This window comes from Paenibacillus sp. CB74 (genome assembly GCF_055687625.1).
Window position 1 is genome coordinate 1118516 of sequence record NZ_CM146009.1, and the last position, 26221, is coordinate 1144736.

The following is a 26221-nucleotide window of genomic DNA, read 5'->3' on the forward strand; positions in this document are numbered from 1 at the left end:
TATATACTTGTAAATTTGTGCATGACTTTAATATATTTTGCAGTCATCATGTACTATAAATATTACGGTGTTATCGCTACATATCATTCACTTAAACAAGCCAAAAAGGTTACTCATGTCGGAGAGAGCGCATTATCTCTGCTTACACCCTATTATTTATTTTTGTTTGTTGATATTGCCTTATTTCTAGTTCTAATTATCTTACCTAAGTATGGTTCAATCTGGAAGGATCGTGCTTCACGTATGAGTCATAAGGTGTTAACTTGTACGATTAGCGCATCTATCGTTTTATGTGTATTCAATATCTGGCCGGTTCATGCTAGTCTGAATGAGATCAATAAAGCGAAGAGTATGGGGATTCTTAATTATGAAGTATATAAGGTTGTTGCCGATCGTATGGAGAAGGAAGTGCTTATAGCTCCTGATGATATCTCCCAAGAAGCAATTAATGAAACCAAGGGAATTCCTCCACTTCAAGACGAACCAAAGTTTCATGGAATTAATAAAGGCATGAATTTAATACTCGTACAGATGGAATCCTTTCAAAACTTTTTGATCGACCTCAAAATGGATGGGCAAGAGATTACACCTCATCTAAATCAGTTGATTAAGAATAATACGTACTTCCCTTATTTCTATACGAATGCTGGACAGGGGACAACCTCGGATGCCGAGTTCGTCGTAAACACCTCCTTTTACGTACCTAAGGATGAACCAGCAACCTCATCCAAATATATGGATAAACAGCTTCCAAGTCTACCGCACTTACTGAAGGAAAATGGTTATGATACAGCGACGTTCCACACCAATAGTGTGGATTTCTGGAATCGTAATCGATTATATCGTGCCATTGGTTTTGAACGTTATTATGATGAAGTTTTTTTCGGAGAAGATGATCCTATTGCTTTTGGTGCATCGGATGAAGTTTTGTACGCCAAAACATCTGCTGAATTGTCCATGTTGGATAAGCAGGATCAACCTTTCTATGCCATGGTCATATCCATGAGTGCGCATCATCCCTATCACTTGCCTGAAGAAAAGGCTAAAATGAAGCTTCATGAGCGTTTCCAGGATACATTGATTGGTGACTATATTCAGGCTCAAAATTATGCAGATGTTGCGCTGGGTCAGTTTCTTGATGAGCTGATAGAGTCTGGACTATGGAATAACAGTGTGGTCGTATTTTATGGAGATCACCAGGGGATACCAATGACTGGTCTTACAGGAGAAGAAAAAGAACTGATGAATTCCTTGTTAGGTCATAACTATGGGTACACAGATATGATGAACATCCCATTCATTGTGCATTCGCCTTCAGGGCAGCTTCCTCCTGTAATTAATACGATAGGTGGACAAATTGATATTCTACCAATAGTAGCCAATCTGTTGGGAATTCCTCTGGGAGATCAACTGGTTTTAGGTGAAGATCTGTTCAATCAAGAGCGTAATTTGATTCCGTTAAGACACTTTCTACCTGATGGTTCATTTATTAATGATAAAATATTATATATGCCAGGTAATCAATATGCCGATGGAGTACATTATGAACTAAGCAATAATAGGATCGTTGAAGGTGGATCTACTGCATCTCAATTCTTGGCCGCCCAGCGTTTACTTGACCTCTCGAATAGCTACTTATTACAGTTACCTGATGACTACAGCAATCAGGAGAAATGAGAGTTAAAATGGGTGATTGCAAACAACTATTTTATGATACAGGACAAAGGCAAAGGGAGACATCAGTATCGATGTCTCCCTTTGCCTTTGTGTTTGCTCCTCAGATATGAAGAGCATATGCCCAAAAGTACAATACCTCTTTGCCCCAAGGTACATTACGTTAATTTCTTATTCAAGATAAAATGAATGTATACCAATACAAAATTGTTTTAAAGGAGACATTACAATTGATTATACAGACAGATATAGGGAAGATAAATGTTTTGGAGCAGGCGATTACAACAATTGTTTCAGGAGTTGCAAGATTAGAATCTCGAATAATATTGTTGTCAACAGGAGCCGTAGACAGCCTAATTAAACACGTGAGTGGGAAAAAAATGCATAAGGGAGTATCGGTTACCTTCTCGAACTCAAAGTTAATTATTGAGCTTAGAATTGTTGTCACTTACGGAGTGAAAATCCACTATGTCAGCCGTGAATTACAGTCCAGCATATTTGAAGCGGTGAATCATATGACGGGTATTTCTCCAGATCAGATCCACATTCGTATTGAAGGTATTACACGATAATGATTAGTGATACTTTATTAGAACTTGTTAATCAATACGGATATGTATTTTTCTTCTTGGCTTTTTCACTGGGTCCTTTTGGGATTCCCATACCTAATGAAGTCATTATTTTATCTGGATCCATTTTAAGCCATACGGGAGTAGTCATTTATTGGGCGACGTACAGCGCCATTTTAACAGGCTTATTGACTGCAATCACAACTTCCTATATCATGGGAAGGTTTTTTAGCCATAAATTTAAAAAAAGATGGTTAAACAATCGCTATTTTTTAAAGGCGGAGTCTTTGTTGAGGAGAAAGGGTAATCAAGCAATGTTCATTGGAATGTTTATCCCGGTGGTGCGCTATGTCATGCCTTTGCTGATTGGAATGAGTGAGATTCATTTCAAGAAATTTGCTCTTTTTACCTATACAAGTGCGCTGCTTTGGACAATGACCTATTTTGCTATAGGTATTTATTTTAAAGCGCCTATTTTATCGTTGATGCAAGTCTTGGGATATTGATATATGATAATCGTATATAAAGGAGATGATTTGCAATTAAAGAAACCTACATACATATTCAAGAAAAATGCGCTCCATACTGGAATAAAGTCAAGCAGATCGTCGTCCCTGAGTTGCGTTTACTCCCGGGGCATCTTACACTTTTTTTCGTGTTATCCCTAATTCCAATTTTAATTCTGATTAGTTACACATCATCCTATTTGAAATTTCCGATCATTGATATTCTAGAATCGTTAAAAGGAATACTTCCAACGTCTGTATTTGAAATGCTGGTTCCTTATACTGAGAAAGGGCTCACGCTTCATAGTGGCGTCTGGATGGTCTTTGCATTTATTTTGGCTTCTAACGGAATGCATGCAGTGCTTGTCTGTTCGGACACTTTATTTGGTTTTAAACATCGAAACTATTTTCTTCGTCGATTAAAAGCACTTCTGCTGACGATCATGTTGGTGATTATAATCATATTTACCTTGTTGGTGTATAGCTATAGTAGTATTATTTTGCATTTCGATTTACTTCATGACATGAATGAAATAACAAAGCTGTTGATCACTATTTTGAGGTGGCCTGTCGTTTTACTGTTTTTGTTTCTCACGATTAAAATTGTGTATATGGTAACACCTAGATATCGAATCCCTGGAAAGTACTCCAATATCGGAGCACTTTTTACTAGCATTGTATGGGTGATTTCAACATTTGCTTACTCATATTACCTTAATCATTTTAATAACCAATACAGTGATTTATACGGGGATTTTGCCAATGTAATTGTGTTAATCATGTGGATGTACATTTTATCCTATGTATTTACTTTAGGTATTTCTATAAACGCATATCATTATCGGATTAAACAAGTAAGCTGATGATCACAGCTACATTCTTAAATACATATAGGAGCACCCATTGCTGGATACTCCTCGTCTGTGTTTAGTGCTCTCATAACCACCTGAGTCACTTCGTCCAGGTTTCAACAACTTTTAGGCTGTTATTCTCTTCGGCAAAGTGTAAAAACTGCATGACGTCCCCAGCAGTCTTTTCCCCTGTCTTCGTGTCCTCATTCGTTATTCTATAGTGAATGGCTGCCCAGTCACCGCTGATAAGCATATTATCAAAACGAATACGTTTGACCTCGGTCGCTGCGGCATAATTCTTGACGGAATCCTTGTACTCATCGAGAGTCATAGTCTCTGCATTAGTGTGATATTTCAGATCGCTACTATAATACGTATCGGCCCAGTCACTCCAAGCATCAAAACCTTGGTTCCATCTATCAAAATCGCTATAAATGGCGCTTTGAATTTTTTTACCCATATCGGTATCAACCGTTGTCGGATAAGTAACAGGATATTTGGTTTCGAGATCTGTAGTGTTGGGGATCTTGGTGTTAACGATCTCATCTAATGCAGCTTGTTGTGCCGCCTTCGCTTCATCCGTTTGAAAATGGGTCAATGCGTCAAAATCTGCTCCCTTTGTACCGGCCCAGCCTTCAACAACTCGAGTTCCGAGCGGATTACCATAATCTTTGAAATGGACAAACTCCATTACACTTCCATCGGAAGATTGCTGGCTGCCTCGGGCAGTCGACGAGATGTCATATCGAATTGCTGCCCAATCATCGTTAATGATCATATTGTTGAAGTTACCCATCTGAATATCGGTAGACTTTAGCTGTGCATCCATAGCAGCCTGATATTCCTTCAATGTGAGTTTCACGCCGTGGACGTTATAGAGAGAGCCCTCTGTATAAAGAATGTCCCCCCAGGTTTCCCATGCCTCATATCCTCTATTCCAGTTTTCAAAACCATTTAGGAGTCTATTTTGTATATTCTTTTCCATCTCAGACTCAATTGGTGTTGAGTTAATAATTGGGAATTTAGCCGCAAGTTCTTCAGTATTGTCATAGGAATCAGAAATACTGACCGCAGATTCGTCTGAACTCACATTCTCCTCAACTTGGGCAGGGGTTGGATCTGTATTATTTCCACAACCTACAGCAACGGTCATAATGGTCAAAGCTGTCAAACTCGCCGTCAACATTCTCATCGTAGTATTCTTCATCATTATTCTCCTCTCAATTCTTAAGTTACTTTCATGCTTCGCTATGCCAACTACCAAATTAAAATGATTAGCTTACACATATATTACAATTGAAAAAAAATTGTAACATCGTTCGAAGAGGCAGATCATTTCTGCCCTTTAGGGAACTCTGCATCATTTGCTCAGATCAAAATGAAAAAATCCGAAGAAGTAACTTTATTTACTGTTGTTTACTACATATAAAAATTGAAGAAATAGAAAAATGAAATTTCACACTAACGATAGATTTTTATACAAAACTTGGTGGTTAAGCAAACGAAACAGAGTGGAAGCTCAAAGAAAAGCAAAGAGAGACCAACTTTGTCATTCTTCATGCTCCTCCTATCCACAGATACCCGAAAGGGCTGGATCAGATCCGCCCTTATGTACGATGTTGACCGTTCGTAATGAATATAAAATTAAATCATAAATTGAAGTAATTCATGGAGAGGGAGCATTCCAGTGATGAAACCAAAAATGATTGTAAATCCCGTTTCTGGGCAGCATAAAGCATATAAAACAAAGGCTTCAGTTATAGAGTATATGAAGAAGAGATACGCTTTAAATGATCGTGATATCTTTTACACAAGTAAAGAAAATCATAATTTAGGAGCTTCATTTTTTGAAGAATGTGATTCTTTAGTTGTTGCGGGAGGAGATGGAACCCTGCATTATGCAATAAACACGATTAAAAATCTGGGTCTAGATATACCCTTAGCATACCTGCCGACAGGTACAGTTAATGATTTTGGAAACGCGTTGAAATTACCACGATCCTATGAAGGATTCACGAGAATGCTAGAAAAAGGAGCGACCAAGAAGATTGATATCGGGTTGGCTGGAGAAGAATATTTTCATTACGTTGTGGCAGGTGGTGCAATGAATTCCATTAGCTATACAACCAATCAGACCCTGAAAAACGTGATAGGAGATAAGGCTTATTATTTGTCTGCTCTACCTAAACTCCCCCAAATATTATCGGGAACACATATTAAGATTGAATGTGACCATACAGAACAAGAACATGATGCACTACTCTATCTGGTTTCAAAATCAGCGATTATTGGCGGAATTGAGGGCATCGTTCCGGGTGCTAAAATGGATGACGGTCACCTTCATGTGCTTGTCATTCAAAAAAAATCATGGTTCAATACCTTGCAACTTCTGTTAGATATTAAAAATGGAAATCATCTTGGCCGTTCAGATGTGTTGTATTTTAAGACAAAGCGTTTAAGAATTACTCAATTTGGTGATGACATAGCAAAAGTTGGGATTGATGGTGAAATGCATACTACTGGGCTAATGGATATTGAAGTGATTCCTCGTGGATTAACGATGGTAGTCCCGTGTGGTTCAGATGTGGCGTAGATTCTGGATAGACTTATTATGTAGAAAGATTTAAAGAGATTTAAACGTTCTATATTTTAGGATAATACGGTTCCTCATTGGATCGAGTCAGGTGGACTGTATGTTCCTGTGTACCAACTTCAAGATGCTTATGTTCAATGGACCGAGTGAATTTACTAGTTTTAATTTTGACAATATTTTATGTGGTTTCTATAAAAGAGCAGAAGACAAAATAATTTTAATGAAGAAAATAGAGTAGGTAAACTGACTGTTATCTATTACAAGATAATGGTTTTTTTGCTTTATAATTAAGATTAAAATAACGAAAAATTTGTATTGAAACATAAACTTCTTTGTTGATTTTTTCACTATTATGACAACCACACATAGATCAAATGTAACTTATCCGCGATCATATTGTTAAAATAACTGCTGTTTCCTTTGGAAAATGCCGTGTTACCCACCACTATTAAGCGCTTACAATGAGGAGGATTGATCACATTCATTGATCCATGCACAATCAAACACAAAAAGGGGGAGATCAAGAGTGAATAAAAGGTACATAAGTGGTTGTCTGGTCTTACTGATGCTGTTCTGTGATCTGGGACTGATGGTTCGTCCAGCGGCTGCGGAAGATGCAAAAGTGAACGTGGCACTTAACAAGGCAGTTACGGTAAGCACAGAATATTTGGAGTGGGGAAGCAAGAAAGACCATTTGGTTGATGGTAAAAGTGACACGCATTGGGCAGCTACGGCTGGAGTGACAACAGAACAACCTCAGTGGGTCATGATTGATCTGGGTGAAGACTACAATCTGTCCGGAGCGGAAATCACGTGGAGAGAAAACACGGTTGTGAAATATATGGTAGAAACATCTGCTGACCAGCAAGCATGGACCAACGTTGCTGATCAAAGTGAAAATGCCGATCCCAAACAGATCGCCGATCTGACCTTTCAGCAGAATGATGTACGATACATCAGACTGAATATATCTTTTTACAAGGGTGAGGGAGTCTGGCCGGAAATATTGGAGTTCAAGGTGTGGGGAGAAGCAGATGGCACTGAACCGGCCAATATTAAAGGATATGATGAGATCGAAGTGAGAACGGTGACCAGAAGTGCGCCAATTCTGCCCAACGAGGTAAAAGCACAGTTCCAGAATGGAAAATCGGGGATGGTACCTGTGACTTGGGACCATATCGACCCTATGGAGTACGCCTCTGCAGGCGATTTTACGGTAACAGGGACTGTATATGGTGCGCCTCCAGAGCCTCAGCTTAAAGCTAAGGTGATCGTTGAGGGATATCGTGAAGACTATGTTAGAGGTGTCGATATTTCCACATTGACTGCCATTGAGGACAAAGGTGGCAAATACGTTGACAGCAACGGTACGGAGCGTGATTTGCTCGATATTCTCAAGGATCGCGGTGTCAATTACGTGCGTCTTCGTCTGTGGAATGATCCACAGAAATCAGGGGGCTACAACGATAAGGAAGATGTCATTCGTTTGGCTACGCGGGTGAAGGAAAAAGGTATGAAAATCCTGTTGGACTTCCACTATTCGGATGAGTGGGCGCACCCGGGTCAGCAGCTTCGTCCCAAAGCTTGGGAAGGTCTTTCCCACGAAGAGTTGAAGCAAGCCGTATACGATTATACGGTTGAAGTTGTGGGAGAGATGAAAGCAAAGGGCGCCATGCCAGATATGGTGCAGATCGGTAATGAGATCAACAGTGGTGTTCTGAACGGCTTGAGCAGTGACGTCGATTTCGAGAAAAATGTTGCATTGCTGAAAAGTGGAATTGATGCTGTACGTGCAGTAGAAGGAGAGATCACCAATAACGCGGATAAGGTGAAGATCATGATCCATCTGGCTGAAGGCGGCAAGGCGGATATGTTCAAATGGTACTTTGGAGAGTTAAGTAAAGGCGGACTGGACTATGACATTATCGGACTGTCATATTACCCATTCTGGCATGGGACGTTTGCGGATGTACAGAATACGATGAATGAAGTGTCAGCCGAGTTTGGCAAAGATGTCATTATCGCCGAGACGTCCTATCCGTTTTCCTACAAAAACGGGGACGCGCATGGAAACATCATCGGGTCGGACGAAGCGCTTCATGTAGGGGGAGCAGACTTCCCCGCAACCGTTCAAGGTCAATATGATGCCATCGCCGGCATTATGGACATGATTGCAAATGTGCCGAATAATCATGGTGCAGGTTTCTTCTACTGGGAGCCAGCATGGATTCCGGCCGGTGTAGGCTGGATTGCATCTGAAGGGAATGCATGGGAGAACCAAGCGATGTTTGACTACGATGAATTTCCGGCTAACGGCGGCCATTCGTATGAAGGCAGAGCATTATGGTCCCTTGATGTGTACAAGCGCGGATTAAATCTTCTGCCGGCAGACCGCCAACAACTGGCTGCGGCGCTTGCACGAGCCGAATCATTAGTCGAGACTGATTTTATTCCTGAAAGCTGGGGTACTCTGGCTCCGGCAATCTCCTCAGCGAATGCAATATACCAACAGGCATACACGCCGGGTGGCGTGACTCAAGCAGATACAGATGCAGCGACAACGGCATTAGAACATGTGATGCAGCAAATGCAGGTTATCCCTCCGCAGCTTGACGAGCTTCGAGCCAAATTAGCAGAAGGGCGTACGTATCAGCAGGCTGACTGGTCTGCGGCCACTTGGGCGGTATTGACCAAAGCACTGGAAGGCGCTGATCAGGTCTTGAATGATCCAAGAGCAACACAGACGGATGCAAATACAGCGGTTAAACGTTTGCATGATGCCATTCAAGGTCTATCCAATGTCGACAAAACGCAACTGCACCAGTACATTCAACAAATGCAGCAGCAGAACGAATCCTCATATACACGTCGGAGCTGGTCTGTATTGCAACAATCTTTGAAGGCGGCGATTCAGGTCCGAGATAACCAAGCTGTTGTCCAGTCTGAAGTGAATTCAGCACTGAGTACGTTGAAACAGGCCTTTACTAATCTGGTCTCTCTGGAGGCTCTCACAACGGGCAAAACGGCAACGGCTTCAAGCAGTGCAGGGACAGGAGGCAATCAAGCCAACTCACCTGAAGGTGCGATTGACAACAATCCAAACACTTCATGGGGAACGGATAAGAGTATTGATCGCTGGTGGCAAGTGGATTTGGGACAAGTCGCTAACCTTCGCAAGATCGAGATGTCGATGTGGAGTGGCGGCATCAAATACAAGATTGAAGTTTCCAATGATAACCAAAATTTTGTGAAAGTAGTGGACACCACAAGTGATGTGGTTGTATCGACCGCACCTAGCCATGTTCTTCCAGAAGGCACGGAGGGACGTTATATTCGCGTAACGATTACGGCAGGTCCTACATGGGTAGGATTCATGGAATTTGAAGCCTACGGTACGTTCCCGGCGGACAAATCTGCACTGCAAGTTACTGTAGATAACGCTGAGAAATTAAAACAAACGGAGTACACGACTTCAAGCTGGAATGTATTCAGTAAGGCGCTTTCTGAAGCGAAGGCGTTCATGCTGGATGTTGAATCTTCAACACAAGATGTAAGCAATGCGGATCAATCGTTACAAGATGCTATGAGTAAGCTTGTGCGTCAAGATAGTACACCTGGCCCTGGTCAGCCATCACAACCAAGTGTACCTTCACAACCTTCCAACCCGGGAACAGCTCCTTCGACGGGGAATCCCGATGTAACCCCACCCGTTGGATCGGGCACTGCACCAGAGAAGGGTTCAATCACGATAAAAGGAACAGCAACCGGGGATGACAAGTATTCGATTCGTCCGGCTGCATCCCAATTAACTCAGGCACTGCAATCCATGGATGCAGGAAATCGTACGTTAAAGCTGCTTGCAGATGTTCCTGATACAGCCAACACAGTTACATTCCAATTGGCTGCAAGTCAATTGGCAGCATGGGTTCGTTCCGAGGAAGTAAAATCTCTGGATGTAGTCGTAGGACAGACTACCGTTCGTGTTCCTCTAAAATCACTGCCGCTAACCATTGCTGAGACTACGGGAACGTTCGACATTGTAGTGGCAAAAGGATCAACAGATGCACTATCCACATCTCAAAAAGCAGCAATCGGTCATCATAAGGTTGTTGATGTGAATTTATTAATGAACAATAAGCCAATATCATGGACAAACAGAGCGATTGAAGTTGCTCTATCCAGTGTAGAGCAGCCTAAGCTGAATGATGTGGTTACGATCGTACATTCCATATCTCCAACTGGGGAGATGACACCTGTTACGTACTCCAAGTACGATGACAAAACGAAGACGATGGCGTTCAAACCGCTGGAATCCGGCAGTTTTGTCATAGCAGAAGTTGACGTGCCACTACATGATTTGCAAAATTACAATTGGGCTCTCCAAGAAGTGCGGAACCTCTACGGTAAAGGAATTATTATGGGGATGAGCGCAACTCGTTTTGCCCCGCAAGGTGAACTGACCAGAGCACAATTTTTGCAAATGATTATTAAAGGCATTGGTGACGCACGCCAGTCCGATGCATTCATTTCGCTCCCAGCGGATGTGAAGGAAGGGCAGTGGTATGCGGATTCAGTACGACTTGGCATTGAAATGAACATTATTCAAGGCCGAGCGGATGGAAGCTTCGGGGCCAACGAACGCATTTCACGAGAAGATATGGCCGTTATGCTGAATAGAGCTCTTCAGGTTGTGCAGCGTGAGGATGCGACCCATTCTGTACAAGGAAATATGGTGTTTGCAGACAACGATGAGATCGCGCCATACGCCAAAGAGGCTGTAGCCTCGATGCAACAACTTGGACTGCTGAATGGCATGCCTGATGGCACGTTTGCTCCGAAAGAAACGGCGAACCGTGCACAAGGGGCTGTTGCAGTAGCCAGATTGATGGAACGACTGTATTAGAAAATAACGAAGCAGGTAAGGAGATCGAATCAACGGATTCGGTCTCTTTGTTTTGTGGAAAGAAGAGGTTCAGACTTCATCCATTTCTCTACATAGGCATATGAATCATTTGTTAATGTCGTATTGACAATATAAAATTCATTTGTTATCATTTCGATAATATCAAAACGACAATATTAAGAAATGAGGAATGAGCCATGTTTGGATTCCGATTTGCGAAGTTTCAACCCAGTGAATATGTCATGAAGGTGAAAAATGGTAAGGTACAACGTCAGGGTATCGGATTGTCCTTTTATTATTATGAGCCGACCACATCGGTAGTGGTCCTACCCGTATCCTCGGTGGATGTACCATTCATGTTCGAAGAAATTACGGCGGACTATCAGACTGTTACTGTGCAGGGACAACTTAGCTATCGCATTGTAGATTATTTGAAAATAACCCAGAGCCTGAATTACACGTACAATTTGCGCAAGAATCGGTATATTTCCGACGACCCCGGCAAACTGGACCAACGGGTGATCACCACAGCGAAAGTACTAACTAAGAAATATCTGGAGAAAATGCCGTTGAAGGAGGCCATTCAATCCAGTGAACGGCTGGCAAGCAGCATGAAACGCGAAGTTGTGCAGAGTGAAGAGTTGGAGAAACTGGGCGTTGAGCTGATGAGCCTATCCATCCTGGCCATTCTGCCCAATAAAGAGACGATGCGTGCATTGGAAGCACAAGCGCGGGAAGAGATTTTACGTCAGGCTGATGAAGCGCTGTATGTGCGTCGTAATGCATCAATTGAACAGGAACGCCGAGTGAAGGAGAACGAACTGAACACCGAAATTGCCGTGGAGACAAAGAAACAGCAAATTCGTGAGACCCAATTGCATGCAGAACGCTCGGTGAAACAGAAACAAAACGAGATGGAGCAAGAACAGCTTCAGTTCAATACAGCGATGGAGGAACGCAAGCAGCAGTTAATTGAATTAACCATTGCCAATCACAATGCAGAAGCCGATGCCAAAGCATATGAGATCGCTGCCGTTATGAATTCGTTGCAACATGTACAGCCGAGTGTACTGCAAGCGATGGCAAACATGGGCATGAATTCCGATAAGCTGATTGCACTTGCATTCCAGGAACTGGCTGAAAATGCAGGCAAGATCGGACAGCTTAATATCTCGCCGGATCTGTTGCAGGGGTTGATGTCTCCCGCGCCGGGCAGAGATCAGGGAGGTAGAGGGCGATGAGATTAGGAAAAAGAGAGCAGGCAGAGCAAGCAGGGAAATCAGTACGTCATCAGGCTGCGCCGGACGATCGAATGAGCGAACACAAGCTCATTCTAGTTAAGCGTCGGACCCGACTGGAAGAGTTGGTGGTTCGATATAACACGGTGCAGCAAGCTCAGTTTTATATCGAACGTCTGGGCGCCGACTTCAGTGATTATATGGAGGAAGACCGTCGTTATCGGTTATCTGTGCAGCAGGCGCAGCAGCAACTGGGGCAATTGGGTCGTGTACAGACCATTGATCGGGAACATGTGCCGAACTTTATTTTTGGAGAGCAGGATATTGTGGTTGTGGTTGGACAGGATGGGCTTGTAGCCAATACCCTCAAATACGTAACCGAGCAGCCGCTCATTGGCGTGAACCCGGACCCGATGCGGTGGGACGGGGTGTTATTACCTTTTACTGTGGAGGATCTAAGCTTCATTGTTCCTGATGTCATTCGAAAGCAACGGACTTTGAAAGAAGTCACTCTCGCCAAAGTGGAACTCAATGATGGACAGTATCTATATGGTGTCAACGATCTGTTCATTGGTCGGAAGACACATGTATCGGCACGTTATGAAGTGCGTTTGGGTACATCCGTAGAACAACAATCCTCCAGCGGTATCATTGTATCTACAGGCATGGGATCGACAGGTTGGTTCAAAAGTGTGCTGGCCGGGGCCACTGGAATTGTAGGATCGGCGGCGTGGCAGAACATGAATTCGGAAGATGAGGTTGCTGTAGCATCCTCATCCATTCATGGAAGCAGGCAGGAGCTGAATCATTTTAACTGGGATGCGCCGTACTTGTATTTCTCAGTACGTGAACCTTTTCCAAGCCGAACGACTGCGGCCAACCTGGTGTTTGGACAGATCCATTCGAAGCAACCATTGCACATTGTATCCCAGATGCCGGAGGACGGAGTTATTTTCAGCGATGGGGTTGAGCAGGACTTTCTTGAGTTCAACTCAGGGGTGGAGGCTATCATTGGTTTGGCAGAGAGAAGGGGGCGTCTCGTAGTCTGACCCTTTATTTCCAAGCCGTTTCCAACTAAAATGGGTAACTAGATGTGATACATTGACGTCAGGAAACGGAAAGAGGGTTAACGATGCAATCGATATTGTTGGTTGAAGATGATGCCAAGCTTGCAGGATTGCTGGCGGCTTATCTGAACCGAAATGGATTCCAGGTACAGGTCACCGGTGATTTTCGTCATGTATTGGATGAGTTCGTGAAGATGGAACCGGATCTTGTGCTGATGGATGTGAACTTGCCTCAATATGATGGCTACTATTGGTGCAGACAGATACGTACACATTCCATATGTCCCATTTTATTCATATCTGCTCGGGATAGCGGCATGGATCAGATTATGGCATTGGAACATGGAGCGGATGATTATATTACAAAACCTTTTCAATATGAAGTTGTGCTTGCTAAAGTCCGCAGTCAGCTGCGCAGAGCCTATGGTTCTTACGCTGCTGTGCAGCAGGAAGTGAAAGTGAATAACGGTCCCATGATTCTCTATCCTGAGCGATTCGTATTGGAATATGATGAACGCTCTACAGAACTGACTCAGAAGGAAGCGATACTGGTGCAAGCGCTGATGGTGAAGGCAGGTCGAGTGGTCAGCCGGGAAAAATTGCTAGAACAGATGTGGGAAGATCAGCATTTTATTGATGATAATACGTTGAATGTCTATATTACACGTGTACGTCGGAAGTTGAAGGAACTGGGAGCAGAAGAGATTTTGGAGACGGTTCGCGGAGCGGGTTATCGCGTGTTGGATCTGGGCGCTTCTGCACAAGGACAAGGGAAATGAAACTTTTTCTGAAAGACCACCAGATGTTAGTTGGATTTTATGTGCTGCAGATGCTGCTTGTTCCGTGTGTATATTGGCTCTCTGGTGAAGATCGTCCGATGAAAATTATCCTCTATGGCATGCTGATTAGTACCGTTGTGTTACTGGTATATCTGGTCGTACGTTACTTCCAGCTACGAGCGTATTATCATCTGCTTCAACAACCACGTAAATGGGTAAACGAGTCTTTTCAGACCCTTGGAAATTCGGTTGTAGCTGAGGCTATCCAGGAATTGTTACACGAACTGGAGCGTAATCGGCAGAACGAGATGGGTCAGTTACGTACTAGCAAGGAACAGCAGGTGGTATTTATGAATCGCTGGGTTCATCAGATGAAGACACCGTTGTCTATTATCCAACTGACCTTGGAAGACGTGGAAGATGAGACGGCTGGCAGCATTCAGGATGAGCTGGATAAAATGCGTAAAGGACTTGAAATGGTCTTACATTCATCCCGGCTTGAACAGTTCGAAGGAGATTTTCGTGTGGAGCTGCTGTCTCTGCAAGAGGTACTTCGGAGCAGCATTGCAGAGAACCGACGTTTGTTTATACGCAGAGGTATTAAGCCGGATATCCGCATGGAGGAAGATCTTAAGATCTATAGTGATTCCAAGTGGCTGCGGTTCATGTTCACCCAGATCCTGACCAATGCGGTGAACTATTCCGATAGCAAATCAGGCAAAAAAGTGATCATTACCGGCTATAAACAGGAAGAGCGTACAATCCTGGATATTCAGGATGAGGGAATCGGCATCTCGTCCGAGGATATTCATCGTGTGTTCAATCCCTATTTTACAGGTGAACGTGGCAGGCAATACCATGAATCTACGGGAATGGGATTATATCTGGTTCGTGAGATTAGTGCACGCCTGGATAACCGGGTAGAGTTATTTTCAGAGCTGAATAAGGGAACATTGGTTAGATTCAGCTGGGTTCATACGAAAGTTCCGCAGTAAAGAGCGCTTTGCCCACAGCCGTGGGTGAGGTGTTTTTTTTATAGATACCAAAAGTTATGGAGGCAGGGGAACAGAACCTTAAACGTACTGTAAGGAAAGTTTAAGGTAATTCGATAGCACCGTTACGGAAGGTCAGTTAGGATAAGAATAGGATTAACATATAAAGAGTAATAGATTCGGAGGGGAATACACATGGAAATGTTACAAGTATCAGCACTAAGCAAAGTATATCAGGGCAAAGTGCAGACTCAAGCCCTTAGTGATATTCATCTGACAATCAAGCAAGGTGAGTTTGTGGGCATTATGGGCCCGTCCGGCAGTGGCAAAACCACATTGTTAAACATGGTCTCTACCATTGATGAACCCAGCTCAGGCAAGGTGCTGATTAATGGCATGAACCCGTTTGATATGAAAAAGAAAGAACTTGCCATGTTCCGGCGTCGGGAACTCGGGTTTGTCTTTCAGGATTTCAATCTGTTGGACACGCTGACGGTTGCCGAGAATATTGTACTTCCATTGACACTGGACAAGGTCAAACTGAAGGAGATGGAGAGTAGACTACAGCGCATTACAACCAAGCTTGGGATTGATCATATTCTGGATAAACGAGTGTACGAAATCTCGGGCGGTCAACGACAGCGCACAGCCATTGCGAGATCCATGATCAATATGCCTTCAATTGTATTGGCGGATGAACCTACGGGCGCATTGGATTCTACTTCATCTCAGGCTGTCATGGAGTCGCTTGAACAGATTAATCAGCAGGAGAAAACGACCATTATGCTGGTGACACACGATCCCCTTGCAGCAAGTTATTGCAATCGAATCGTATTCATCAAGGACGGGAAACTGGCAGCGGAGGTACACCGCGGAGATAATCGGCAGACGTTCTTCCAGCGGATCATTGATACGTTATCCTTCTGGGGAGGGAATTCACATGAGCTTTCCTCAGTTCGCGTTTAATAACATTCGCCGCAATGGGCGAGCGTATATTGCTTTTTTTCTAAGCAGTGTGTTTATGGTCATGATTTTCTTCGCTTATGCAGTGTTCATCTATCATCCGTATGTGACAGAGTTGCCGATGGGTGACACAACTGCTATGGGGATGCAGGTGGCTTCGATCATTGTATATGTGTTTGCATTTTTCTTTGTCATGTATTCCATCAGTGCTTTTCTCAAATCACGGAACAAGGAGTTTGGCATTCTAACCATACTTGGTGCGGAGCCTGGACAGATTCGGAAATTAATTATATTGGAAAATATGTTGATCGGCTGTCTTTCCATTATTGCGGGTATCGGCGGAGGCATGTTGTTGTCGAAGCTGTTCCTGATGTTAACCACTCGTTTTATCGGGATGGATGATCTGCCCTTCTATTTTCCGGTGAAAGCGATTCTGATTACGATCGGGGCATTTCTGTTATTATTTTTCTGCATTTCACTTTTCACATTGATATTTATCGGAAACAAACGGACGTTAGAGCTTTTGACAGGGACCAGCAAACCTAAAAAAGAACCCAAAGCTTCGTGGTTCTTCTCACTTCTGGGCCTGACATTACTTACAATCGGATTTGTAGTACTCCGCAGTAAATTGAGCGGCGGTACGATCTTACTCGCAGCAGTAACAGGCATCGCGGGGACGTATTTTTTCTACTCACAACTTTCCGTGCTCATTATACGGGTATTAAAGCGTAATCGTAAAACGGTATGGCATGGTACTCGTCTGTTATGGATCTCAGAGATGAGTTACAAAATGAAGGATAATGCTCGCATGCTCTTTATGGTGACCGTGGTCATTGCGATTGCTTCGATGAGTGCAGTTGTGATTTTGTCACTGGATCAAGAGAACCGGGAGCAATTTACCAATAACGATTTTGCAATCCAGTACAATGTGTACACACCTACGGATCAAATGGATATGAGCGCTATTAATTCAGCACTTGAAGCCGCAGGCTTGGATTATCAGCAAATGTATCTAGAGTACTTCTGGTCGGATGCGGATCAGAGTGCTGTCTCGGTTATGCCACTTAGTCACTACAACCGATTCAATACAATTCTAGGAAAAGAGACATTCCAATTGGATTCAAATTCAGCATTGTTCGTAGATTCCCGGAATGAGAAGGATCAGGCTCAGATCGATCGCAACAGGTTTCGCAATTTTTCGGAAGGAGACACATTGACCTTGAATCTAGAAGCTGGCCCAATGCAAGCAAGAGTTACAGCTACAGATGTGGAGGCAAGGTTTGCAACCTTAATCTATTCAACAGGTGTAGTTGTCCTCACGGATGAGAAGTTTGAAGAGATCACACAACAGGTCCATGAAAATAGGTTATCTGGCAAAGTTCTGTATCAGATTCCTGTCTGGGGTCATGCAGTACCTGACCGGCACTCCTCGGAAGCCATGGTTAGCGATCAGTTACTTTCGTCCGCAGATACCATTCGAAGCGATAATGCTTCGGATGAGAATTACTCCGGATATCTGAGTACACGGTACGGTGATTTTGAAAGATTCAGACAGGGGACAGCACTATTTACCTTCTTGGGCATATTTATCGGATTGATCTTCTCCATCTCTTCCGCAAGCTTTCTGTATTTCAGACTGCATACCGATCTTGAAGCGGATGGAAAGATGGTGCATTCTCTTTCGAAAATGGGTCTCAGTTTCCAGGAGATGAAACGATCATCCACCGTTCAGATTGCTATTCTGTTCTTTTTACCGATCGGGGTAGCTATCATTGAAACGTTGGTCGTGGTTAAGCCATTTCTTACTGAATTCGGTATTACCAATTATACGATGCCGGTGTTGACTGTATTTGGTGCCTTTGTACTTGCACAGACGTTTTATTTCATCGTTATACGTTCGAGATATATCGCTTCTCTGCGCAAAATGATGGTGTAACCATCTTAAAAACAAAGGGTCGTAAGGATCGACCATGATTTGTTCATTGCCTGCATTCCTTGATTCAGATCAAGGAAATGCGGGCTTTCTTGCGATAAGATGAATGTATTCACAGATTATATTATCGAGGAGGAAGATTAATCATGAGTATTACGTCATTGCAAGAAGTCAAAACATTCAGCGAGGATCGTTTTACGAAACGGGTATTATTCCAACAGGGTGGGGGAGTGACCTTTGTCCTTCATTTTCTGCCAGGACAAGAGCTTCCCGTCCATCAACATCCGGGCACAGACGTTATTCTGCTGGTGGTCGAAGGCACAGGCACACTTATTCTGGATGGTGAAGAACAAGTGGTGAATCAAGAGGATGTAATCCATTGCGGCGGCGAGGTAGAGTTCGCATTCCGTAATACAGGAGAACAGGAAGTTCGTTTGTTCGTGGTGTTAAATAAAGTACCAGCAGCATCGTATGCAAAGGACATCTAAGAGTTATTATCAAGGAATAGATACAATGATTCACTGATCGCCACGAATATAAGGGGGAACTCTATTCTGGAGTTTCCTTATTTATTTTTTTATCCAAAAATCACTGCATGTGTCCGACAAGGCCATTTCGTAGGAGACGATCCAGTGCAAGTCAATCCTTCGCAAAACAAAAAGCATACCTGGGTCTGAGAGAACATCAGATATCAGGTATGCTTTTTCATATTCCGTCAGCAACTTGTTCATTCATCCGGTCTATAGTCATTCGGCCTAGAAGTATCCTAGCATTTCCTTGGCTTCATTCGACATCCGCTGTGGAGACCACTGTGGCTCCCACACGACTTGAACATCAATATCAGTCTTGCCCCCGTATTTTCCTGCAAAACCCACTTCACCGCACCAACGATGGTATCGTGCAGCGGACAACCTGGTGTAGTCAGTGTCATCCGCACATGTACTCGTTCAGGTTCTTCTCTTACTTCATACACCAGACCCAAGTCAACGATATTGACACCTAATTCAGGGTCATACACTTCCTTGAGACATTCGAGTAAATGCGTCGTTTGTTCCACCTTTTCCACGCTCCGATCGATTTCATAATTTTAACGTCTGAATACCAAAGCAATATTTGCGATATAAACGATGGAGACAAGAGACAAAATCGTTCCACCAACCATCATGACCTCCGCCAGATTAATCAGAATTCCACTAACAAGCAGCAGGCTTCCAGCCACCATGGCGAGCATACCCCAATTGACATACCGTTCACTCAGCATACCTGCCATCAGCGGTGTTCCGGGTCTGCCTGCCTGCTTGCCATATTTGTGGGTCCACCACAGAAAAGGCACGATTTTGGAGGCATAGCCAAGTATGGTGAGAGACACCCAGCCCCCGAGATATATCCATCCAGACAACAGAACAACACGTGGATGGAGCAGCAGTTCAGTCCCTTGTGCGGAATAGATCAGTAGGGCGACAGCATATGCGGCAAATGCACGGCTTACATACACAGACCAGCGAATGCCTGGACCTGGGTTGCTTTTGTGTCGTTTCTCCTGAATTTGCTCCAAGTGATACACATAGACGAGTAAGGCTGCGGTAAGGAGAAGTAGCGCGAACCAGAGCCAACCTCCCTTGAGCCCAGTGAGAAATGCAACAACGCCTGTGATAACAGCTGCGTTCCACAGAACCAGGACCACTTTCTGTAATCGAATGGAATAATTGTGGGACAGGTAGAACATGGGCAGCATTTTGTAACTGAAACCGGTAATTAACATGCCAAACCAGCCGAGTGTCCCCATCCAGATGTGTGCGCCGAACAAGCGTTCATGCAAGCCATTCCAATCACCAAAGGCAAAATTCAGACCCATCAGCATACCGGACAGCCCGGTAAGAACCAGATAAAGACAGGAACAAGCTGCGCTGATCGTTACCGGATTCCATTGTGAAGCCCGGAAGAGGGTAATAGCCATATTCCATCCGAACAACAGAATGCCCGAGAGCGCGAGTGCAGCAGAACCGGCAATCCAGATGACATCAGCATGAATGAAGCCATATAACATGCCCACAATTCCGATACTGAACAAGAAATAATGACAATAACCGAGAAACAGACTATAGATATTGGATTGCAAAATAACATGTATCAACTGATATACGGCACCCATAGCCAGCATCGTTGCCCATCCAAGCACAAACAAATGAGCATGAAACCAGCCTTCGGGTCCTCTGAGTTCATCACCAAGCCAGCCTGTCAGCGAGAGCAGGGAGAAGACATGATACATTACAAATCCAAAGATGCCCGTGATGATAAAAAGAAACGGCAACCTGGACATGGCTTTCGCCTCCTTACCCTTTTTCAATTCTCACTTTGGCTGTGCCATCGGTTTGATCTTCAACCGTGTAGGTGCAACCGAGATTATTCAACTCTTCAATCAGGAATACAGGTACACGGTCATTGTGGATCAGCACGACTTCCCCAGACTTGCAACGATCCAGAGCTGCGAGTGTTCTCACCATGGGTTGTGGCGGTTCCAATCCGCGATTGTTCAGTATAATGGTGGGAGCCTGTAGAAATTCTAGGTTTTTAAATGCAGCAGGTTGCTCCTCTGGATGTCCATGGCATGAAGCTGATTCTTCATCTGAATCAGGTTCTAAATTAACTTCTGATCCAGATAAAACCATTGCAGAAATTGCCTTTGCACCGGTTTTATTTTTTTTGTGCACAAACGTGGTGACCCAGTGATCTGAAGCCTTTCGTTCCGATGTGCTGGAGTATCCTTTCAGCTTGAGAATACCGAGCAGAGGTGTTGGCTTGAACGGAGCGTGTAGTACAAACACATCGTCACGCTGAAGACCTTTGACCGTGTCCATAATCAGCTGAAACGGCTCCACCTTGTTACTCAGATGAGGACGCACATCCAATTCAACAACATGAACATCAGATGGATACATGTGCGTTCACATCCAATCCTGCTCCAATTCCAGCCGTCTGCTGTACTAACTGTAGAGATGATTCATACAGGCCGGCCATCCCACCGTACAGTGCATAGAAGAATGAATCCGGCGCATTGAGGGAGAAGGACAGATAAGATTTGGGGTCTATGCTGAGCATCTGTTCAAATAGTCTTGCACTGTCATAGGCGTAAAAACAGAAATGAGTATATTCGAACACTGGCATTTTTTCGTAAATGGTAATAATCTCTTGCGCATATTCGGCCTGTTCACGCTGTGCCATCTTCACCATGGTTATGGCATCTTCCAGCCGTAGCGTGATGCGAAGTGTAGTATCATCAATGATTTCAACGTGTGCCATCGCGGTTCAGCTCCAATCTATAGTTTGCTGATTTTGACCTGGAAGGTTGTAGGGCCCTGCTCAATATATTCCCAGTTGAAACCATCCGGATGTGTGGACTGGAACTGGAATCGAAGTGGCTTTGGATCGTGATCGTTAATGAGCAGCATGGATTCCTGTGGTCGCAACTGATCAAACGTTTCGAAAATCACTTTATGTTTCAAATGCGGTGCATACTCCGTGGCATTAATGGTTGCTGTGTATGTGTTCATGTGTCATTCCTCCAATTAGGGTTAGTTTGGTGTTGCAATTTGATTATAGGAAATGTGAAGAGGGATCTGTGTGAGCCTGCTCACATATTTGTAATGTCATTGTCTCGCCTTAATATGACTGAATTCTGCATACACAAAGAGACCTTAACGTGGGTTACGGGCGCTAAGGTCGTTTTGTGTAAACACAGTTTTATTGTTAGAGTGTGGGCCAAAAATAAAGTAGCCTGGGTGCAGGGAGATCAAGTATCCCTTTGCTGCTTCAAAGCTTGCAAATCATGAATGATAATCCGGTTGCGATCTACTTCGAGCAGATTCTCTTTTGTAAGCTGGTTCAAAAGCCGATTTGCTGTTTCCCTGGTTGTACCAATGGAATTGGCAAACTCCTGATGGGTCATGGGCAGATTGATGACAATATGTTCTTCATGTTTGTGTCCGTGCTGCTCTGCGAGCATGAGAAGGAAGGAAAGCACACGATTGCGTACATCCTGACCAGAGAGCACCTGCAACTTATCCTGCAATTCTCGTATTTTATCACCGAGCACACGCATAATTTTGATCGCAATGGAGGGTGTACTCAACATTAATCGTTCGAAAAGCCGCACAGGTATGGCAAGTAGCTCGGTAGGGGTAATTGCTTCCGCAGTAGCCGGGTAGGGGTGCGCGTTAAAAAAACCGGTGTGTGGGAACATATCTCCTGTTTTGAGGAAAGAGACGATCTGTTCATGCCCGTTCTCATCGGTTTTGTAGGCCTTTACAATGCCGGTACGTATGAAAAAAACAGCTTCTTTTTCGCTTCCTTCGCTGAAAATAACCGATTTCTTCTGAATGCTTCTGGAAATGGCGATGTCTTCGACTTGCTTTAATTCCTCGGGGCTAAGATCCTGGAAGATGGGGAACTGTTGCAGAAACTCCGCTGTGGTATCTTTGTTTACCCTACTCATGAGAATCTCTCCTCTCTGTGCTCATATTTCTGAACTACGACATCATTTTATCATAGCGTGATTTTTAAACACATCAGGTGATATAGATCACCGTAAAGCCACATCACTGTTTTTGATTGTTCAACCAGGGTTAATGGAATGATAGAAGCTAGAATATGATTGAACAAGAGAGGGGTCGACCCGGATGTGGACTGCATTCATGTGGGGCGGCATCTCTGCCTCCGCGGTAGTCATTGGCGCACTCGCAGCATTGTTTGTGAAGATTCCCAAACGAATCATCGGCTGGATCATGGCATTTGGAACAGGAACATTAATTGGTGCAGCAACCTTTGAACTTCTCGGAGATGCGCTGAATGATGGAGGTATTATACCCACAGCCATTGGATTTACAGCGGGGGCTGTTGTGTATACGCTGTTTGACCTGCTCGTTTCTGCAAAGGGAGGGGCAGGGCGTAAACGTTCGGCAAAGTCGGGAGACTCCAATCAAAGCGGCCTTGGCATCTTTGCAGGAACGGTAATGGATGCGATCCCGGAATCCATCATGCTTGGAGCCAGCTTGCTGGCTGGCAACGGTGTCAGTGTAGTCCTGATGGTATCGATCTTTGTCAGCAACATCCCTGAAGGTCTGTCCAGTACGGTTGGGCTACAGGGCAAGTACAGTCGCGGTAAAATCATGCTGATGTGGCTGAGTGTCCTGTTGATCTCTGCTCTTGCGGCACTGGGGGGCTATCTGTTTCTGGAGCAGCTTCCCAAAGAGATGGGTGCAGCGATTGGTGCATTTGCAGGTGGCGGAATTATTGCCATGATCTGCTCAACAATGATGCCGGAAGCCTTTGAAGAGGGCGGGCCTGTAGTGGGATTGATTGCATCCATGGGACTGCTTGTGTCGCTGTTGTTGGATATCTGAATAACTGGACCATACGAAAGAGTATCCGAACAGAAGCCCTTCTGTCCGGATACTCTTTTTGGCATAAACAGACTGCTCGCACCTGCAAGCTTGCTTACCACGTTCATTGGCTTAACGCTGGCGGTTCAATTCTTTCCCTGAGCTGTTCCAATTGAAGAATAAGAATGCAGTTCCCTGTAACCTGAAGAAGCCCCTGCGCTTGCATCATGGCGAGTTTACGACTAAGCGTCTCTGGTGTGATACCAAGCAATAGAGCCATGTCTTTTTTGAAGACAGGCAAACGGATCTCATGCCTTGCATGATTTCGGTTGTGGAAGAACAGAAGCAGTTTGGCAATCTTTTGTTCCGTTGTCATGGCACTAAGCGAGCAGTTCCATTCATCGGTTTCACGCAGAAGGTTGGAAATGGCAAGCAGGAAATGATAAGCAAGCTTTGGATCATGTTCAAGTAACCGGTCAAAATCATGCTTGCCGATGGAGCAGATGGCTGAAGGCTCCAGAACTTCGGCGTTCGCGGCATGTGGTTTTTGGTGTAACAGGGAATCTTGTCCGAAGAAATCTCCAGGAAACAGAAACCGGATAATATGTTCTTTGCCATTTTCATTATATTTGGATAACTTCACACATCCCTGATGAATCACATAAAGCGTATCTGAGCGTTCGCCCTCCTGGACAACCATCTCACCTTTGTTATATCGGCGGGTATGCAGAAGGGAGCTCAGCAATGCAGCTTCGGATTCATCCAGATGCTGGAACAGAGATACTTTGGAGAAACAGGTATCCTTCGCTTCGTGCGCACAGATCATCATATAATCACCTCGAAATGTTCAGGATGGGTACAGCCATTACCTATTGTTATGTCTTTAGTGAGACATGGCTAATCCACCATGATCTTTACCATCCTTGGTCACACGCAGAACAGCAGCAGCTCCTTTGGCTACATGATTGAACTGGTGGGTTACGATCGCATAATCGCCTTCTTCGGTCACGGTAAACTCCACGACAGCTCCACCACTTGCAGGAAGCATAACCGTCTGTATTCCATACTGGATATTGCATGGATTCCCATCGGTATATACACGGTCCATAATTGTACCTACAACGTGGAAGGATGAGACTTCATTGGGCCCGGCATTGCTGACATAGATCCGCACGGTATCGCCAACTTTGGCTAGCAGGGGGTGCTTGGTCAATCCATAATCATTGCCGTTAAATACGACATATTCAGGTTCTTCGTTCAAAAAAGCTTCGTAATCATGCTCTTTATACCATTCACTTTGAACCATGGTATACTCACGATCAACCAAGTGATCGGAAGGGTATCCAGCCTTGGGCTCCACAATAATCATGCCGTACATGCCGTTCGCAATATGGGCCAGCACTGGTTTGGTTCCACAGTGATACATGAATACACCGGGTGAGGAGGTTGGATAGGTGAACGTGCCTTTCTCGCCTGGCATAACATCTATAAATTTGCTGCTGGGAGCGGCATGTACCGCGTGAAAATCCATGGAGTGAGGCAGAGTAGAATCTTTATTTTTTAGTGTGAACACCAAGGTATCCCCCTCGGTCACTCGCAGGACGGGTCCCGGAACAGTACCATTAAATGTCCATGCGTTGTAGATCACACCCTCGGAGATTTCGATGTCTGTAACCTGAGCCGTCATTTCAATATATACCGTAGTTCCTTCTCTACGAATGATTGGGTCCACCGGGGGTTGACTGGCCGCAGAGGAGGAGACTTCATCGTTGTGAACAGGTTTAATCGTATCGGTGGAACTACAGTGAGAGAGAGTAGCAGTGAATATGGCGAATAGGAGTGACCATTTATATACATTTATGAAGGAAAACATAGGTGCACAACCTTTGCTAAGTGATGTTTTTCACAATATAAAAAGCAGGTATACCTTCAATCCAGTATTTATTTAGTTATAGATTACGTTATTGAGGCAGGAGCTGGTGTGACGGGGCACACACTTGGGTATGTCTTATTAAAGCCATTTTCAACAATCTGGCTTCCATTCTTGTGCTGAGGAACGGAGTTACATATAATTTTAGAGAGATGGATTGGTAAATGTTACGTATTTTCAGTCTGTGTATATCTTAGTTACAGAAGGAAGGGTGGATACGGAATGAAACGTTTCGAAGATGAAGGTGCGTATAAGTACAGTTTCTATGCGGTACTTCGTCGGGGCGAGCAGGTTGATGTGAAATGTCCCCAATGCGGTGGGCACGCATCTATAGAACAACGGAACAATCAACTGGGATGGAAGTGTTTTGAATGCTACGCTCAAGCTCTTGAAGAACCAGTGTATCAATATAGAGCCAAGGGGAATTGTGCTGTATGTGAACGTTGGTTTAACGTGGAGGTCACAGACGAGAAGAAGACGTCTCACCGATCATCGCATGTGGAATGTCCACATTGTGGTTCTGTTAATCAGGTTGAATTACATGCCAAGCCGATGTACGGCAGGTGTTTTTCCGAGATTCGTGCAGGGAAAGATCCTGTATTCGGGTTGGAGCTATACTTCCTGGATGAGTTCAGAGGAAAAATAATATGGGCAGTGAACCGGGAGCACTTAAATTATCTCATCGCTTATGTTTCCGCAGATCTGCGTGAAAAACCTGGAAATATGCCTTTAAAAACAGCTTCACACAGTATCCCAGCTTATATTAAGGATGCGAAGAACAGGGATGTGGTTGTTCGTACACTGTCGAAGCTTCAGCACAAGACTGGATGAGACTGAAAGCGAAG

23 protein-coding genes and 1 pseudogene are annotated in these 26221 nt (G+C 44.2%); 15 read left to right on the forward strand and 9 right to left on the reverse strand.

What is annotated here, in order from left to right; all coding sequences use genetic code 11:
- The first annotated feature begins 48 nt into the window (after nt 1–48).
- From ACX9NY_RS05155 to ACX9NY_RS05170, 4 genes are all read left to right on the forward strand, one after another.
- Nucleotides 49–1677, forward strand: coding sequence for an LTA synthase family protein (locus tag ACX9NY_RS05155; protein ID WP_472477370.1), 1629 nt, complete (start codon nt 49–51; stop codon nt 1675–1677).
- 227 nt (nt 1678–1904) lie between these two features.
- Nucleotides 1905–2246 (forward strand): Asp23/Gls24 family envelope stress response protein, encoded by a 342-nt coding sequence (locus ACX9NY_RS05160; protein ID WP_339235007.1) that lies wholly within the window; start codon nt 1905–1907, stop codon nt 2244–2246.
- Nucleotides 2246–2749 carry a DedA family protein gene (locus tag ACX9NY_RS05165; RefSeq protein WP_342570506.1) on the forward strand — a complete coding sequence of 168 codons (504 nt, stop codon included), beginning with the start codon at nt 2246–2248 and terminating at the stop codon, nt 2747–2749. Before ACX9NY_RS05160 ends, ACX9NY_RS05165 begins: the two co-directional genes overlap by 1 nt.
- Before the next feature lie 113 nt (nt 2750–2862).
- On the forward strand, nt 2863–3612 hold the full coding sequence (locus ACX9NY_RS05170; protein ID WP_445252745.1) for a YihY/virulence factor BrkB family protein: 750 nt from the start codon (nt 2863–2865) through the stop codon (nt 3610–3612).
- A gap of 88 nt (nt 3613–3700) precedes the next feature.
- On the opposite strand, the gene ACX9NY_RS05175 is transcribed toward ACX9NY_RS05170, so the two are convergent.
- Nucleotides 3701–4810: a nuclear transport factor 2 family protein gene (locus ACX9NY_RS05175; protein WP_472477372.1), complete on the reverse strand. Its 1110-nt coding sequence runs from the start codon at nt 4808–4810 to the stop codon at nt 3701–3703.
- 480 nt (nt 4811–5290) lie between these two features.
- On the opposite strand from ACX9NY_RS05175, the gene ACX9NY_RS05180 reads away from it, so the two are divergent.
- The 9 genes from ACX9NY_RS05180 to ACX9NY_RS05220 all read left to right on the forward strand — a co-directional run bounded on the left by ACX9NY_RS05180 (nt 5291) and on the right by ACX9NY_RS05220 (nt 18556).
- Entirely contained in the window at nt 5291–6193 is a 903-nt protein-coding gene (locus ACX9NY_RS05180; protein ID WP_339235001.1) for a diacylglycerol/lipid kinase family protein, read from the forward strand.
- Nucleotides 6194–6719: 526 nt separating this feature from the next.
- Nucleotides 6720–11096, forward strand: coding sequence for a glycosyl hydrolase 53 family protein (locus ACX9NY_RS05185; protein ID WP_472477374.1), 4377 nt, complete (start codon nt 6720–6722; stop codon nt 11094–11096).
- 197 nt (nt 11097–11293) lie between these two features.
- Nucleotides 11294–12337 carry an SPFH domain-containing protein gene (locus ACX9NY_RS05190; protein WP_472477376.1) on the forward strand — a complete coding sequence of 348 codons (1044 nt, stop codon included), beginning with the start codon at nt 11294–11296 and terminating at the stop codon, nt 12335–12337.
- A gap of 71 nt (nt 12338–12408) precedes the next feature.
- Nucleotides 12409–13383, forward strand: coding sequence for a diacylglycerol kinase catalytic domain-containing protein (locus ACX9NY_RS05195; RefSeq protein ID WP_339243130.1), 975 nt, complete (start codon nt 12409–12411; stop codon nt 13381–13383).
- 83 nt (nt 13384–13466) lie between these two features.
- Entirely contained in the window at nt 13467–14180 is a 714-nt protein-coding gene (locus tag ACX9NY_RS05200; RefSeq protein WP_342570502.1) for a response regulator transcription factor, read from the forward strand.
- A complete protein-coding gene (locus ACX9NY_RS05205; protein WP_339256054.1) occupies nt 14177–15175 on the forward strand; it encodes a sensor histidine kinase in 999 nt (332 codons plus the stop codon). Before ACX9NY_RS05200 ends, ACX9NY_RS05205 begins: the two co-directional genes overlap by 4 nt.
- A 192-nt stretch (nt 15176–15367) precedes the next feature.
- Nucleotides 15368–16138, forward strand: coding sequence for an ABC transporter ATP-binding protein (locus ACX9NY_RS05210; protein ID WP_339234990.1), 771 nt, complete (start codon nt 15368–15370; stop codon nt 16136–16138).
- Nucleotides 16113–18071, forward strand: a complete 1959-nt coding sequence (locus tag ACX9NY_RS05215) for an ABC transporter permease (protein ID WP_472477379.1) — start codon at nt 16113–16115, stop codon at nt 18069–18071. Before ACX9NY_RS05210 ends, ACX9NY_RS05215 begins: the two co-directional genes overlap by 26 nt.
- Nucleotides 18072–18214: 143 nt before the next feature.
- Nucleotides 18215–18556 carry a cupin domain-containing protein gene (locus ACX9NY_RS05220; protein WP_339234985.1) on the forward strand — a complete coding sequence of 114 codons (342 nt, stop codon included), beginning with the start codon at nt 18215–18217 and terminating at the stop codon, nt 18554–18556.
- Between the two features lie 267 nt (nt 18557–18823).
- On the opposite strand, the pseudogene ACX9NY_RS05225 reads toward ACX9NY_RS05220, so the two are convergent.
- The 6 genes and pseudogenes from ACX9NY_RS05225 to ACX9NY_RS05250 form a co-directional block, all read right to left on the reverse strand.
- Nucleotides 18824–19125: pseudogene (locus ACX9NY_RS05225) on the reverse strand (metal-sulfur cluster assembly factor).
- Between the two features lie 30 nt (nt 19126–19155).
- Nucleotides 19156–20388, reverse strand: a complete 1233-nt coding sequence (locus tag ACX9NY_RS05230) for a hypothetical protein (RefSeq protein WP_472477381.1) — start codon at nt 20386–20388, stop codon at nt 19156–19158.
- 13 nt (nt 20389–20401) lie between these two features.
- Nucleotides 20402–21007: a DUF2249 domain-containing protein gene (locus ACX9NY_RS05235; protein WP_472477383.1), complete on the reverse strand. Its 606-nt coding sequence runs from the start codon at nt 21005–21007 to the stop codon at nt 20402–20404.
- Nucleotides 20994–21368, reverse strand: coding sequence for a hypothetical protein (locus ACX9NY_RS05240; protein ID WP_472477385.1), 375 nt, complete (start codon nt 21366–21368; stop codon nt 20994–20996). Before ACX9NY_RS05240 ends, ACX9NY_RS05235 begins: the two co-directional genes overlap by 14 nt.
- Nucleotides 21369–21385: 17 nt before the next feature.
- Complete coding sequence (locus ACX9NY_RS05245) at nt 21386–21619, reverse strand: DUF2249 domain-containing protein (protein ID WP_339234973.1); 234 nt, start codon at nt 21617–21619, stop codon at nt 21386–21388.
- Nucleotides 21620–21858: 239 nt separating this feature from the next.
- Nucleotides 21859–22560: a Crp/Fnr family transcriptional regulator gene (locus ACX9NY_RS05250; RefSeq protein ID WP_339256045.1), complete on the reverse strand. Its 702-nt coding sequence runs from the start codon at nt 22558–22560 to the stop codon at nt 21859–21861.
- A gap of 184 nt (nt 22561–22744) precedes the next feature.
- Between ACX9NY_RS05250 and ACX9NY_RS05255 the strand changes: the two genes are divergently transcribed.
- On the forward strand, nt 22745–23467 hold the full coding sequence (locus tag ACX9NY_RS05255) for a ZIP family metal transporter (protein WP_472477388.1): 723 nt from the start codon (nt 22745–22747) through the stop codon (nt 23465–23467).
- A 103-nt stretch (nt 23468–23570) separates the two neighbouring features.
- On the opposite strand, the gene ACX9NY_RS05260 is transcribed toward ACX9NY_RS05255, so the two are convergent.
- Together ACX9NY_RS05260 and ACX9NY_RS05265 are read right to left on the reverse strand one after the other, a co-directional pair.
- Nucleotides 23571–24275, reverse strand: a complete 705-nt coding sequence (locus ACX9NY_RS05260; protein WP_339256044.1) for a Crp/Fnr family transcriptional regulator — start codon at nt 24273–24275, stop codon at nt 23571–23573.
- Nucleotides 24276–24329: 54 nt separating this feature from the next.
- A complete protein-coding gene (locus tag ACX9NY_RS05265) occupies nt 24330–25319 on the reverse strand; it encodes a multicopper oxidase domain-containing protein (RefSeq protein ID WP_472477390.1) in 990 nt (329 codons plus the stop codon).
- 279 nt (nt 25320–25598) lie between these two features.
- Between ACX9NY_RS05265 and ACX9NY_RS05270 the strand changes: the two genes are divergently transcribed.
- Nucleotides 25599–26207: a hypothetical protein gene (locus ACX9NY_RS05270; RefSeq protein WP_472477392.1), complete on the forward strand. Its 609-nt coding sequence runs from the start codon at nt 25599–25601 to the stop codon at nt 26205–26207.
- Nucleotides 26208–26221 lie beyond the last annotated feature (14 nt).